Here is a 13,030-nt window from a genome sequence, read left to right as displayed (position 1 = left end):
TTCGCGAGCAAGCTCGCTCCTACAGTGCGTTGACCACTACCGTGCAGGTAATCCCCGCCGCCAGTAGCACCCCCTCCGGCACTTCATCGATGTGAATACGCACCGGTACCCGTTGCGCCAGGCGCACCCAGTTGAAGGTCGGGTTCACGTCGGCGATAAGCTCCCGACTCTCCGGATTGTCGCGGTCGTAGATGCCGCGGGAGATGCTTTCCACGTGGCCCTTGAGCACTTCGCCGCTCATCAGTTGCATGTCGGCCTTATCGCCGACCCGCACGTGGGGCAGCTTGGTTTCTTCGAAGAAGCCGTAGACCCAGAACGAGTTCATGTCGACGACGGCCATTTTCGCTTCGCCGATGCGCGCGTAGTCGCCGCGATGGACATTCAGGTTGGTCACGTAGCCATCCACCGCCGCACGCACTTCGGTGCGCTTGAGGTTCAGTTCGGCGGCTTCAAGTTGCGCCTGGGCCTGCTGGTAATCGGCCAGGGCCGAGTCGGCGAGGTTGCTGGCGTCGTCGCGGTTTTCCCGGGAGATCACCAGGTTGTCCATGTCGGCACGGCGATGGGCGTTGACCTTGCGCATCTCCCAGGTCGCCTTGCGTGACGCCACCAGCGACTGCGCCTGTTTCACCGCGAGGCGGTAGTGCTCGGGGTCGATGCGCATCAGCAGGTCGCCCTTCTTCACCAATTGGTTGTCGCGCACCGGCACGTCCACCACTTCGCCGGTGACGTCCGCAGCAACGTTGATGATGTCGGCGCGCACCCGGCCGTCGCGGGTCCACGGGGTCTGCATGTAATGCACCCAGAGTGTGCGGCCGATCCATATCGCCAGGGCCAGAACCAGCAGGGTGGCGAGCAGGCTGAAGAGCTTTTTCATCAGAGAATTCTCAACGATAAACAGTCAGCGCCATGGCGCCGAACAGACAGGTAAACAGGCTCAGGCGCAGCAGCGCCGGGTGCCAGAAGAAGCGGTACAGGTCGAACCCGGACAGGAAGCGGTCCAGTGCCCAGGCCAACGCCGCCGCAATGAAAAACATCAGGGTCATGGTCGGCATGTAAACGCCGTGGAAGGCGATTTCACGGGGCATGGTCAAGTCCTTGGGGCTTGGTGTTCGTGTACGAGGCGAGCGGCGATTGCGGGTCGAGTAGCGAGGTGCGGATAAAGTGCAGGTAGCTCTTCACCCGGCGCAGCGCCGAGGTGTCGAAGTGCGGGGCGAAGGGTTCGTCGGTGGCTTGCACGCGGCTGATCGCATGATCGACGGCGATCAACGCGCGCTCCAGATTGCTCTGGCCCGGTTGCAGGAACAGCCGCACCAGCGCACGCCCCATCACGCGGATGGACTGGCGCCACGGCTGGGACTCGGCATAGGCCGGATGCACCGGCAGGATCGCCTGCTCCTTGCGCAATTCGATGATCGCGTGCCCGACTTCCAGCACAACGAACATCCAGCGCAACAGCTGCCGCTGCACCTGCGGCTGGCCCGTCGCGAAACCGTAGGCCTGATGCACCAGGTCGCGGGTGCGGCTTTCGAAACTCGACGCCAGGCCCTTGAGCTTGCCGCTGATGGCGTAGACCACCTGGCTGCGCAGGTCCTGCTCCAGGCGCTGCCACAACCAGCGGCTGTTCGGCGGCAGGATGATCGCCCCCGCCGCCGCACACACCAGCATGCCAAGCACCATGGCGATGTAGTCGTTGATGAAGGCGTAAGGGTTGTAGACGGTGAGGTTGTCCGGCACCGAACCGGTGCTGAAGAAGATCAGCAAGCCGAGGCCGACGCCGGCGTACTGCGGGCGCGAGGCCAGGAATGAACCGAGCACGATCACCGGCGCGAGCATCACGCACAGCAAGGGGAAACCGTCGATCCACGGGAAGATGAAAAACATCTCGACGAAGCCGATCAGCGCGCCGAGAAACGTCCCGCAGGCCATCTGGAATGCCATGCGTTTCGGGTTCGGCGTGGCGGCGGACAGGCCCACGGTGGCCGCCGCAATGAGCGTCATGGTCGCCCCGCTCGGCCACGCCGTTGCCACCCAATAACTGCCCAGCACCACCAGAATGAACGCAGCGCGAATCCCTGAGGCTGCCGACACCAGCCAGTTGGTTTGCGGGGTGAAGGGCTCGTCCCAGCGTTCGCGCTCGTGGCTGTGATCGGCCAATGAAGCGTGGGTCTGTGCATAACTGTGCAAGTCGTCAACGAAGCGATAGAGCAATTCGTAGGCGGTGTGGAAATCCAGCAGCTCGGCATCGCTCGGCTCGCTCTCCTGGAACACCGCCCGCAGGCTGCGCACCCGTGCTGGCAAACCGGCCTTGTAGGCGGTCAGCGCCGAGACCAGACGCGCCGCATCGGCACTGGTCAGCGCGCGGCCGCTGAAGCCGTCGAGCAATTCGGCGAGGTCCTGCAAACCGGGCTTGATGGCTGCCACGGCGTGATCGGTGTCATTGCTGCGCAGGCGTTCGAGCAACTGGTGCAAGGCGTTGAAACGCGTGGTGATGCCCATGAACTCGCTGTTCAGGCGACTGAGCCGACCGTTGCGTCGACGCATGTGCGGGTCTTCGAACACGGTGACGCTGCGCAGCCCCTCCAGGCCCACCGCTTCGGCAATGAAGCGCACGTTGCCGGCCTCGAAAGCCTCACGCTGGCTGCGCCCGCGCAAGCCGTCGGTGACAAACAAGGCGAAGACTCCGAAGCGCTGATACAGGGCATTGCGCATCGCGGCACTGGCGGTTTGCGGCAGGATCGCGGCGCTGACCAGGGTCGCGCAGAGAATCCCCAGGGAGATTTCCAGCACCCGCCAGACCGCCGCCATGAACGCGCCGTCCGGATGGGCCAGCGCGGGCAACCCGACCATCGCGGCGGTGTAGCCGGCCAGGACAAAACCGTAGGCGCGGAAGTTGCGGCAACGCGCCGCGCCGGCCGAGCAGATACCAACCCAGATCGCCAGCGCGCCGAGGAACAGTTCGGTGTTCTGCGCAAACAGGGCGATCAACGCCACCATCACTGCCGAGCCGGTCAGGGTGCCCAGAAAGCGGTAGAAACTCTTGGCGAACACCTGGCCGCTTTGCGGCTGCATGACGATGAACACGGTGATCATCGCCGTGCGCGGCTGCGGCAATTCCAGGCGCATGGCCAGCCACAGGGTCAGGAACGCGGCGAACAGCACCTTGAAAATGTAGACCCAGGTCACGCCATCGCTGCGTGCCCAGTCGAAGAAGCCCCGGCGCCATTCAAGGGAGTACAGCCAGCGCAAGGGTGCGGGCAAGGGGGTCATGGATTCCTGCTCTGTGAAACCTGTGGGAGCCAGCCTGCTGGCGATAACGGAGTATCAGTTGACATCAATGTTGAATGTGCTGCCCTCATCGCCAGCAGGCTGGCTCCCACAGGTATTGTGTTCAACGCAAAAGGCTCGGGGTTTTCGGTGCCTGGGTCTGGCTGTCTTTCGGTACATCGTTGCCGGCACCCAGCCCACCGCCCAACGCCGTTACCAGTTCGGCATGCGCACTCAATCGCGCCGCCTGCACCTGCTGCTGCACCTGCTGCTGTTTGAACAACAGCGTCTGCGCGTTAAGCACATTGAGGTAATCGGTCAGCCCGCGCTGGTAGGCGATCATCGCGATGTCGTAGGTCTTCTGCGCGGTGGCCACCGACTCGGCGGCGAAGGTTTGCTGCTTGTCCATGGACTCGCGGCGGATCAACTGGTCGGAGATGTTTTTCAGCGCGTTGACCAGCGTCTGGTTGTATTTGGCCACGGCGATGTCATAACCGGCCGAAGCTTCACCCAGCTCCGAGCGCAAGCGCCCGCCGTCAAAGATCGGCAGCGAGATGGCCGGGCCGACGCTGTAGTTGAGCTTCTTGCCGGTCAGGAACTCCAGGGCGCCGCCACCGGTGGCCATGTAGCCCAGGCTGCCGACCAGGTCGACGTTGGGGTAGAAACCGGCATGCGCCACGTCAATGCCCCGCGCCTGCGCCGCCACTTGCCAGCGACTGGCAACCACGTCCGGGCGTTGACCGAGCAATTGCGCCGGCAGCGTCGACGGCAGTTTGAGTGCGGCGCCCAGCGCCAGTGTCGGCCGCTGCAACTGTGCGCCCTCCCCCGGCCCCTTGCCTGCCAGCGCGGCCAGTTGATTTCGACTGAGGGCGATTTCTTCGTCCAGGGCGTCGATCTGACGGTGGGTTTCCGGCAGCGGCGTCTGGGCCTGGCTGACTTCGAAATGGGTGCCGATGCCGCCGTTCAAGCGCTTCTGCGCCAGCTCGAGGATCTGCTCTTGCTGCTGCAATGTCGCTTCGACGATGTCCCGTTGCGCGTAGTGCAACGAGAGTTCGATGTAGACGCGCACGATGTTGTTCTGCAATTCGAGCTGCGCCTGGCGCGCTTCGGCGACCGTCATGTGGGCCATGTCCACGGCGCGCTCGGTGGCATTGCTTTCGCGGCCCCAGAGGTCGAGGGCATAACTGAAGCCCAGTGCGGCGTTATTGTCCCAGGTGGTGCTGTTGGCCAGCTCACCGGGACCGTAGAACTGATCGGTGGGCCAGTTGTGGCGCTTGAGGGTGGACTCGCCATTGATCTGCAACGACTCCGCCGCTTCGGCAACACCGGCCATGGACCTGGCCTGGCGCACCCGCGCCGCCGCCATGGCCATGGTCGGGCTGCCTTGCACGGCGAGGTCGATCCAGCGATTCAGTTGCGGATCGCCATAGGCCTGCCACCATTGAGCGGTGGGCCAGTGCGCGTCCTGGGCGGCGCTCTGGATCGCTTCGTCCGTGGCCAGTGAATTGGCCTCCAGTGCCTTGCCCTGTGGGGCAATACCTCCGGTTCCGATGCAGCCGCTGATTGCCAGGGTTAAAACCAAAACACTGAGCGGCTGAAGCGCTCTGCTGATGCGACGCGGCACTGCTGCGATTTCCTGAATTTGGGAGGAGGCATACGGGTCCCGTGGGACCGGGGCAATTCTATGGGGCGGTCTGGATGGCGATAAGCTGGGATTCCTGTGAATCTTTGTTACCGTTAACGCGATAATCCCTTGGTCGGGGTCTCAGACCCTGAAACTTCGTGTCACAATTTGCCATCGAACCCGAGAGCACCCCATGGACACATTGCAAAACATGCGCGCCTTCAGCTACGTGGCCGAGGCCGGCAGCTTCACCGCCGCCGCCGTGCAACTGGACACCACCACGGCCAACGTCTCGCGCGCGGTCTCCAACCTGGAAGCCCACCTGCAAACCCGTCTGCTCAACCGAACCACGCGCCGCATCGCCCTGACCGAAGCCGGCAAGCGCTATTTACTGCGTTGCGAGCAGATCCTGAACTACGTCGAAGAAGCCGAAGCCGAGGCCAGTGACGCCCACGCGCGCCCGGCCGGGCAGCTCAAGGTGCACACCATGACCGGCATCGGCCAGCACTTCGTGATCGACGCCATCGCCCGCTATCGCAAGACCCACCCGGACGTGACCTTCGACCTGACCCTGGCCAACCGCGTGCCGGACCTGCTGGACGAGGGCTACGACGTGTCCATCGTGCTCGCCAGCGAACTGCCGGACTCGGGTTTCGTCTCCCAGCGCCTGGGGATTACCTACAGCATCGTTTGCGCCTCGCCCGCCTATGTCAAAGCCAACGGCTGCGCGCAAAAACCCGGCGACCTGCTCAACCACGCCTGCCTGCGCCTGGTGAGCCCGGTCATCCCCCTGGATAAATGGGCCTTCGACGGGCCTGACGGCCAGGAAATGGTCACCATCAACAGCTCGCCGTTCCTGGTGAACTCGGCCGATGCGATGAAAACCGCGATCACCAGCGGCATGGGCGTCGGTGTCCTGCCGCTATACGCCGCGATCGACGGGCTGCGCAACGGTACGCTGGTGCGGGTGATGCCCAATTACCGCTCCCAGGAGCTGAACCTATACGCGATCTACCCGTCGCGGCAGTACCTGGATGCAAAGATCAAGACCTGGGTGGAATACCTGCGCGGGTCATTGCCGGAGTTGCTGGCGGCGCACCAGGCGGAACTGGCCGCGTATGAATTGAGCGGCAGCCTCGCCGGGGCACGGATGGCGACCTGAGACATAGCTGAACGACAGGTAAAAAAAAACCCGGACACCATGTCCGGGTTTTTTCATCGCCTGGGTTCGATCAATGCAGGATCTGACTCAGGAACAGCTTGGTGCGGTCGTTCTGCGGGTTGTCGAAGAAGTCGTTCGGCGCGGCCTGTTCGACGATTTCGCCCTTGTCCATGAAGATCACGCGGTTGGCCACTGTACGGGCGAAGCCCATTTCGTGGGTCACGCAGAGCATGGTCATGCCGTCTTCAGCCAGGCCGATCATGGTGTCCAGTACCTCTTTCACCATCTCGGGGTCGAGTGCCGAAGTCGGTTCGTCGAACAACATGATTTTCGGCTTCATGCACAGCGCCCGGGCAATCGCCACACGCTGTTGCTGGCCACCGGACAGTTGCCCCGGGAATTTATGCGCCTGCTCCGGAATGCGTACGCGTTCCAGGTAGTGCATGGCGATTTCCTCGGCCTTGCGCTTGGGCATCTTGCGCACCCACATCGGCGCCAGCGTGCAGTTCTGCAGGATGGTCAGGTGCGGGAACAGGTTGAAGTGCTGGAACACCATGCCGACTTCGCGGCGGATCGCTTCGATCTGCTTGAGGTCGTTGGTCAGCTCCACGCCGTCGACCACGATGCGGCCCTGCTGGTGTTCTTCCAGGCGATTGAGGCAGCGGATGGTGGTGGACTTGCCGGAACCAGACGGGCCGCACAGGACGATACGCTCGCCCTGCTTGACGTTGAGGTTGATGTCTTTGAGTACGTGGAACTGGCCGTACCACTTGTTGACGCCCTGCATCTGAATAATGCCTTCAGGGCTCACAGGCTGTTTGATTGCTTCGCTCATTTGAAGAGAACTCCTAACGCTTGTGGCCAGTGTCGAGCTTGCGTTCCAGATGCATGGAATAGCGCGACATACCAAAACAGAAAATCCAGAACACCAGGGCGGCGAACACATAGCCTTCGGTGGCCATGCCCAGCCATTTCGGGTCGGCGGCGGCTTGCTTGACGCTGTTGAGCAGGTCGAACAGGCCGATGATGATCACCAGGCTGGTGTCCTTGAACAGCGCGATGAAGGTGTTGACGATGCCAGGGATCACCAGCTTCAGGGCTTGCGGCAGAATCACCAGGCCCATGCTGCGCCAGTAGCCGAGGCCCATCGCTGCGGCGGCTTCGTACTGACCCTTGGGAATCGCCTGCAGACCGCCACGTACCACTTCAGCCACGTAGGCCGACTGGAACAGGATCACGCCGATCAGCGCCCGCAGCAGCTTGTCGAAGTTCATGCCTTCGGGCAGGAACAACGGCAGCATCACCGATGACATGAACAGCACCGTGATCAACGGCACGCCGCGCCAGAATTCGATGAAGGTCACGCAGACCACCCGAATCGCCGGCATGTTCGAACGACGCCCCAACGCCAGGACAATCCCCAGCGGCAAGGCACCGGCAATACCGACGGTGGCGATCACCAGGGTCAGCATCAGGCCGCCCCATTGGCTGGTCGCCACTTGGGTCAGGCCGAAGACGCCGCCGTGCAGCAGGCACCAGGCAATGATCGGGTACAGCACCAGGAAGCTCAGGCCATACACCGCTTTATGGTGAAAGCGCGAGATGAACAAAGGTGCCACGCCGATGACCGCCAGCCACACCGTCAGGTCCACGCGCCAGCGCAGTTCCGGCGGGTAGTAGCCGTACATGAACTGGCCGAAGCGCTGCTGGATGAACACCCAGCAGGCGCCCTCCTTGGTGCAGTCGGCCTGGCTGGTGCCCACCCAGTTGGCATCGAGGATCGCCCACTGCAGGATCGGCGGTACCACCAGGTAAATCAGGTAGAACGCGAACAGGGTCAGCAGGGTGTTGAGCCAGCTGGAGAACATGTTCGCGCGCATCCACGCCACTACGCCGATGCTGCGACTCGGTGGCGGCATGTCAGGTTTGAAAGTATGAGTGCTCATGCGCTTTTCCTTACCGCTCGATCAGCGCAATGCGCTTGTTGTACCAGTTCATCAGCAGGGAAATGCTGATACTGATCGCCAGGTACACGCTCATGGTGATCGCAATCACCTCGATCGCCTGGCCGGTCTGGTTCAGCACCGTGCCTGCGAACAGCGAGACCATCTCCGGATAACCGATACCGGCCGCCAGCGAGGAGTTCTTCGCCAGGTTCAGGTATTGGCTGGTCAGCGGTGGAATGATCACGCGCAGGGCTTGCGGGATGATCACCTTGCGCAGGGTCGGCCCGTTGCGCAGGCCCAACGAGTGCGCCGCCTCGGTCTGGCCGTGGCTGACCGACTTGATGCCCGAACGCACGATCTCGGCGATGAACGCCGCGGTGTACACCGTCAGCGCCAGGGTCAAGGCCAGCAGTTCCGGGATCAGCACCCAGCCGCCGACGAAGTTGAAGCCCTTGAGCTGCGGCATTTCCCAATGCACGGGCGCGCCAAAAATCAGTGCGCACAGCGCCGGGATGACCAGTAACAAGGCCAGGCCGACCCAGAACTTGTGGAACGGAACGCCGGTGGCTTCGAAGCGTTTGTTGGCCCAGCGGCACATCAGCACGATGGCGACGATGGCCACCACGACACTGATCACGAACGCCCAGAAACCATCGGCCATCAGCGCCGCCGGCATGTTCAGGCCGCGGCTGCTGACAAAGAAGGTGTCGCCGAAGTTGTGGCTGTTGCGCGGTCCCGGCATGGTCAGGAACACCGCGAAGTACCAGAACAGGATCTGCAGCAGCGGCGGAATGTTACGGAAGACTTCCACGTACACCGTCGCCACTTTGGCGATGATCCAGTTCTTCGACAGCCGTGCCACACCGACGATGAAGCCGAGGATCGTCGCCAGGATCACGCCGATGAAGGTCACCAGCAAGGTGTTGAGCAGGCCGATGACAAACACCCGGGCGTAGCTGTCCGCTTCGGTGTAGTCGATCAGGTGCTGGGCGATGCCGAAGCCGGCACTGCGCTCGAGAAAGTCGAAACCGGAGGTGATGCCCCGGTGTTGCAGGTTGGTTTGCGTGTTGTCGAACAGAAACCAGCCTAGCGAGACCACACCGATAATGGTGATGATCTGGAATACCCACGCACGCACTCGTGGATCGCTGAGGCTGAGCCTCTGCTTTGGTGCGCCGATTGAATTTTGCATGAAGTGCCCCGCAAAGAATGGAACAGAACATCACCCGGCGGTTGGCCCGCCGGGTGATAGAACCATCAGCGCACTGGTGGTGCGTATTGAATGCCGCCAGCGTTCCACAGGGCGTTCAGCCCGCGGTCGATTTCCAGTGGAGTGCTCTTGCCGAGGTTTTTCTCGAACACTTCGCCGTAGTTACCCACTTGCTTGACGACCTGCACGACCCAGTCTTTCTTCACTTTCAGGTCTTTGCCGTATTCGCCGTCGGTACCCAGCAGACGGGCAACGTCAGGGTTCTTGGTGCCCTTGGCTTCGGCTTCGACGTTCTTCGAAGTGATGCCGGCTTCTTCAGCGTTGAGCATGGCGTAGCCAACCCAGCGCACGATGGCCAGCCACTCGTCGTCGCCATTACGCACGACCGGGCCCAGAGGTTCCTTGGAAATGGTTTCCGGCAGAACCACATAGTCCGCAGGCGTTGCCAGCTTGCTGCGCTGGGCGAACAGTTGGGACTTGTCGGAGGTCAGTACGTCACAACGACCGGATTCCAGCGACTTGGCGCTCTCGTCGGAGGTGTCGAAAGTGATCGGGGTGTATTTCAGGCCGTTGCCGCGGAAGTAGTCGGAAACGTTCAGCTCGGTGGTGGTACCGGCCTGGATGCAGATGGTTGCACCGTCCAGTTCCTTGGCGCTCTTGACGCCGAGCTTATTGTTGACCAGGAAGCCGATGCCGTCGTAGTAGGTAATGAAACCCGGGAATTTCAGGCCCATGCCCGCGTCACGGGAGCTGGTCATGGTGGTGTTGCGCGACAGGATGTCGATTTCGCCGGACTGCAGCGCGGTGAAGCGCTCCTTGGCGTTCAACTGACTGAACTTGACCTTGGTCGCGTCGCCGAACACGGCAGCGGCCACGGCACGGCAGTAATCAGCGTCGATGCCGACGATCTTGCCGGTAGCATCCGGAACCGAGAAGCCAGGCAGGCCATCGCTGACGCCGCACTGTACGAAACCTTTTTTCTGCACTGCATCCAGGGTCGCGCCCGCCTGAGCGAACCCACTGACACCGAGTACCGCGGCTGCAGTCACGACTGCCAGGGTGGATTTCAACATCTTCATTCAAACCTCCAGTTTTGCTCTTGTTGTGTCGGAGCGTGAGTCCAGTCGCACCCTTTTGAGGCGGTGGTGACCCGTGTTGGCTTTTTTTAGGGTCAACCGACGTAGGACCGTAGCCATGAGTCTAGTAGGAGAAAATCCACATAATGGACAACTCACTTCTCACCAATCGGCCGAACGGGCTGTAGCCCTTTCTCGTTCGCGAAGCCCGTAGCGGCCACTGGCGAACATCCATTACCGGATTTTTGCTATCCCGCGGCCAGTCGTACACTGATAGTGTTACCGCCAGGCGCGAGATGAGTTGCACCGCTTCCCCATAGCAAAGCCCGTACCACACCGGCTGCTAAAGCGGTTAAGCGACAGGTCAATAGCAAAACTTGTAACCTTGCGACATCTTCGTAACTGATCAACCAGAGGCGCCCTCAGACCTCGCACTCAATGAGAGCGTCCGCACAAAATTGGAGCAACCATGACCGAGCCCTTGATTCTTGAACCTATCAAGCCCGCAGATGCCTGCGTCATCTGGCTCCACGGCCTTGGTGCCGACCGCTACGACTTCCTGCCGGTGGCCGAAGCGTTGCAGGAAAACCTGCTGACCACGCGCTTCGTTTTCCCTCAGGCACCGACCTGTGCCGTCACCATCAATGGTGGCTACGAGATGCCGAGCTGGTACGACATATTGGCCATGAGCCCGGCGCGCGCGATCAATCGCGAACAGCTGGAAGAGTCCTCGCAGAGGATCGTTAATTTGATCGACGTGCAGCGAGCCATCGGAATAGACGCCTCGCGAATTTTCCTGGCCGGCTTTTCCCAGGGCGGCGCCGTGGTTCTACACACCGCGTTTCTGAACTGGCAGGGCCCCCTGGGTGGCGTACTTGCCCTCTCCACCTATGCACCGACCTTCAGCGATGAGCTGGAACTGTCCGCCAGCCAGCAGCGCATTCCGGTGCTGTCGTTGCATGGCCAGTACGATGACGTGGTGCAGAACTCGATGGGCCGTAGCGCCTACGAGCATCTGAAGCAGCGTGGTGTCACCGTGACATGGCAGGAATACCCAATGGGGCACGAAGTGTTACCCGAGGAGATTCGCGACATCGGCGTGTGGCTGACCGAGCGTTTGCGCTAAACATCGATGTTTAAAAACGCCCTTTGATCCATCCCTCTACGCCGCGCCCGATTCTTGCATTACACTGGCCGGCGTACATTCCTTAACCAATTGATGAGATGACCGTGCTCAAAGCACTCAAGAAAATGTTCGGTAAAAGCGAGACTGAGCAACTCGCGCCAGTCCCCAGCGCTCCGTCTCACACATCCAGCCACCGCACCGACGGTCATCAGTCTGGTCGGGCCGCCCCGGTAGCGGCACCGAAACACGAGCCAAAGAGCGCAGCGGTCGCCGAGCCCGTTGTGCAAACCGCCGCCGAGCAACCGCGCAGCGAAGCGCCAAAACCCGCCAAACCACGCCGCGAACCCAAGCCCAAGGCGCCGGTGATTCCCTGGAAACTCGAAGACTTCGTCGTCGAACCCCAGGAAGGCAAGACCCGCTTCCACGACTTCAAACTCGCCCCCGAACTGATGCACGCCATCCAGGACCTGGGCTTCCCGTATTGCACGCCGATCCAGGCCCAGGTGCTGGGCTTCACCCTCGCCGGCAAAGACGCCATCGGCCGGGCGCAGACCGGTACCGGCAAGACCGCGGCGTTCCTGATCTCGATCATCACCCAGCTGCTGCAGACCCCGCCGCCGAAAGAGCGCTACATGGGTGAGCCGCGCGCACTGATCATCGCCCCGACTCGCGAACTGGTGGTGCAGATCGCCAAGGACGCCGCTGACCTGACCAAGTACACCGGCCTCAACGTCATGACGTTCGTCGGCGGCATGGACTTCGACAAGCAACTCAAGCACCTCGAAGCCCGCCACTGCGACATCCTCGTGGCCACGCCGGGCCGCCTGCTGGATTTCAACCAGCGCGGCGACGTGCACCTGGACATGGTCGAAGTCATGGTGCTGGACGAAGCCGACCGCATGCTCGACATGGGCTTCATCCCGCAGGTACGCCAGATCATTCGCCAGACGCCGCCGAAGAACGAGCGTCAAACCCTGCTGTTCTCGGCGACCTTCACCGAAGACGTGATGAACCTGGCCAAGCAATGGACCACCGACCCGGCCATCGTCGAGATCGAGTCGCAGAACGTGGCCAGCGAAAACGTCGAACAGCACATCTACGCCGTAGCCGGTGCCGACAAATACAAACTGCTCTACAACCTGGTCAGCGACAACGGCTGGGAGCGGGTCATCGTCTTCGCCAACCGCAAGGATGAAGTGCGGCGCATCGAAGAACGCCTGGTGCGCGATGGCGTCAACGCCGCGCAGCTGTCCGGCGACGTGCCGCAGCACAAGCGCATCAAGACCCTGGAAGGCTTTCGTGAAGGCAAGATCCGCGTACTGGTGGCCACCGACGTGGCCGGTCGCGGCATCCACATCGACGGCATCAGCCACGTGATCAACTTCACGTTGCCGGAAGTCCCGGACGACTACGTGCACCGCATCGGCCGTACCGGTCGCGCTGGCGCCGATGGAGTGTCCATCAGTTTTGCCGGTGAAGACGACTCCTACCAGCTGCCGGCCATCGAAGAAAAACTCGGTCGCAAGATCAGCTGTGAAACCCCACCGACGCATCTATTGCGGGCGGTTGAGCGCAAGCGGCCGTAACGGGCGACTTGCAGGAAAAGGCGCAGCCGGAAACGG

General features: G+C 61.9%; 11 protein-coding genes. 3 read left to right on the top strand and 8 right to left on the bottom strand.

What is annotated here, in order from left to right:
* Positions 1-19: 19 nt before the first annotated feature.
* From SOP95_RS01200 to SOP95_RS01185, 4 genes are all read right to left on the bottom strand, one after another.
* Positions 20-874, bottom strand: a complete 855-nt coding sequence (locus SOP95_RS01200; RefSeq protein ID WP_323605615.1) for an HlyD family secretion protein — start codon at positions 872-874, stop codon at positions 20-22.
* A gap of 10 nt (positions 875-884) precedes the next feature.
* The gene (locus SOP95_RS01195; protein ID WP_015096751.1) at positions 885-1,085 is read right to left on the bottom strand and encodes a DUF1656 domain-containing protein; all 201 of its coding nucleotides are present in this window, start codon (positions 1,083-1,085) and stop codon (positions 885-887) included.
* Positions 1,075-3,267 carry an FUSC family protein gene (locus tag SOP95_RS01190; RefSeq protein ID WP_323605612.1) on the bottom strand — a complete coding sequence of 731 codons (2,193 nt, stop codon included), beginning with the start codon at positions 3,265-3,267 and terminating at the stop codon, positions 1,075-1,077. Before SOP95_RS01190 ends, SOP95_RS01195 begins: the two co-directional genes overlap by 11 nt.
* Positions 3,268-3,388: 121 nt before the next feature.
* Entirely contained in the window at positions 3,389-4,888 is a 1,500-nt protein-coding gene (locus SOP95_RS01185; RefSeq protein WP_323605611.1) for an efflux transporter outer membrane subunit, read from the bottom strand.
* A 193-nt stretch (positions 4,889-5,081) separates the two neighbouring features.
* Here SOP95_RS01185 and SOP95_RS01180 point away from each other — a divergent pair, with 193 nt between their 5' ends.
* On the top strand, positions 5,082-6,050 hold the full coding sequence (locus SOP95_RS01180; protein WP_274073938.1) for a LysR family transcriptional regulator: 969 nt from the start codon (positions 5,082-5,084) through the stop codon (positions 6,048-6,050).
* A 70-nt stretch (positions 6,051-6,120) separates the two neighbouring features.
* On the opposite strand, the gene SOP95_RS01175 is transcribed toward SOP95_RS01180, so the two are convergent.
* The 4 genes from SOP95_RS01175 to SOP95_RS01160 form a co-directional block, all read right to left on the bottom strand.
* Positions 6,121-6,885 carry an amino acid ABC transporter ATP-binding protein gene (locus SOP95_RS01175; protein WP_003171943.1) on the bottom strand — a complete coding sequence of 255 codons (765 nt, stop codon included), beginning with the start codon at positions 6,883-6,885 and terminating at the stop codon, positions 6,121-6,123.
* A 13-nt stretch (positions 6,886-6,898) separates the two neighbouring features.
* The gene (locus SOP95_RS01170) at positions 6,899-7,996 is read right to left on the bottom strand and encodes an amino acid ABC transporter permease (protein WP_274073939.1); all 1,098 of its coding nucleotides are present in this window, start codon (positions 7,994-7,996) and stop codon (positions 6,899-6,901) included.
* 10 nt (positions 7,997-8,006) lie between these two features.
* On the bottom strand, positions 8,007-9,188 hold the full coding sequence (locus SOP95_RS01165; protein ID WP_274073940.1) for an amino acid ABC transporter permease: 1,182 nt from the start codon (positions 9,186-9,188) through the stop codon (positions 8,007-8,009).
* A 65-nt stretch (positions 9,189-9,253) separates the two neighbouring features.
* Entirely contained in the window at positions 9,254-10,285 is a 1,032-nt protein-coding gene (locus tag SOP95_RS01160) for an amino acid ABC transporter substrate-binding protein (RefSeq protein ID WP_323605609.1), read from the bottom strand.
* Positions 10,286-10,751: 466 nt separating this feature from the next.
* On the opposite strand from SOP95_RS01160, the gene SOP95_RS01155 reads away from it, so the two are divergent.
* Positions 10,752-11,408: an alpha/beta hydrolase gene (locus SOP95_RS01155; RefSeq protein WP_274073942.1), complete on the top strand. Its 657-nt coding sequence runs from the start codon at positions 10,752-10,754 to the stop codon at positions 11,406-11,408.
* A gap of 98 nt (positions 11,409-11,506) precedes the next feature.
* Positions 11,507-12,994 carry an ATP-dependent RNA helicase RhlB gene (rhlB, locus tag SOP95_RS01150; protein ID WP_274073943.1) on the top strand — a complete coding sequence of 496 codons (1,488 nt, stop codon included), beginning with the start codon at positions 11,507-11,509 and terminating at the stop codon, positions 12,992-12,994.
* Positions 12,995-13,030 lie beyond the last annotated feature (36 nt).

Source organism: Pseudomonas sp. YuFO8 (assembly GCF_035065025.1).
Lineage (GTDB): Bacteria > Pseudomonadota > Gammaproteobacteria > Pseudomonadales > Pseudomonadaceae > Aquipseudomonas > Aquipseudomonas putida_AE.
Note: the sequence above shows the minus strand (reverse complement) of the source record. Positions and strands in the feature narration are given on the sequence as shown.

What these genes read in the sequence shown, in the direction of transcription:
- SOP95_RS01195 (WP_015096751.1), bottom strand. Translation starts at nt 1,085, where the DNA reads ATGCCCCGTGAAATCGCCTTCCACGGCGTTTACATGCCGACCATGACC.
- SOP95_RS01175 (WP_003171943.1), bottom strand. Translation starts at nt 6,885, where the DNA reads ATGAGCGAAGCAATCAAACAGCCTGTGAGCCCTGAAGGCATTATTCAG.
- SOP95_RS01170 (WP_274073939.1), bottom strand. Translation starts at nt 7,996, where the DNA reads ATGAGCACTCATACTTTCAAACCTGACATGCCGCCACCGAGTCGCAGC.
- rhlB (WP_274073943.1), top strand. Translation starts at nt 11,507, where the DNA reads ATGACCGTGCTCAAAGCACTCAAGAAAATGTTCGGTAAAAGCGAGACT.
- SOP95_RS01160 (WP_323605609.1), bottom strand. Translation starts at nt 10,285, where the DNA reads ATGAAGATGTTGAAATCCACCCTGGCAGTCGTGACTGCAGCCGCGGTA.
- SOP95_RS01180 (WP_274073938.1), top strand. Translation starts at nt 5,082, where the DNA reads ATGGACACATTGCAAAACATGCGCGCCTTCAGCTACGTGGCCGAGGCC.
- SOP95_RS01200 (WP_323605615.1), bottom strand. Translation starts at nt 874, where the DNA reads ATGAAAAAGCTCTTCAGCCTGCTCGCCACCCTGCTGGTTCTGGCCCTG.
- SOP95_RS01190 (WP_323605612.1), bottom strand. Translation starts at nt 3,267, where the DNA reads ATGACCCCCTTGCCCGCACCCTTGCGCTGGCTGTACTCCCTTGAATGG.
- SOP95_RS01165 (WP_274073940.1), bottom strand. Translation starts at nt 9,188, where the DNA reads ATGCAAAATTCAATCGGCGCACCAAAGCAGAGGCTCAGCCTCAGCGAT.
- SOP95_RS01155 (WP_274073942.1), top strand. Translation starts at nt 10,752, where the DNA reads ATGACCGAGCCCTTGATTCTTGAACCTATCAAGCCCGCAGATGCCTGC.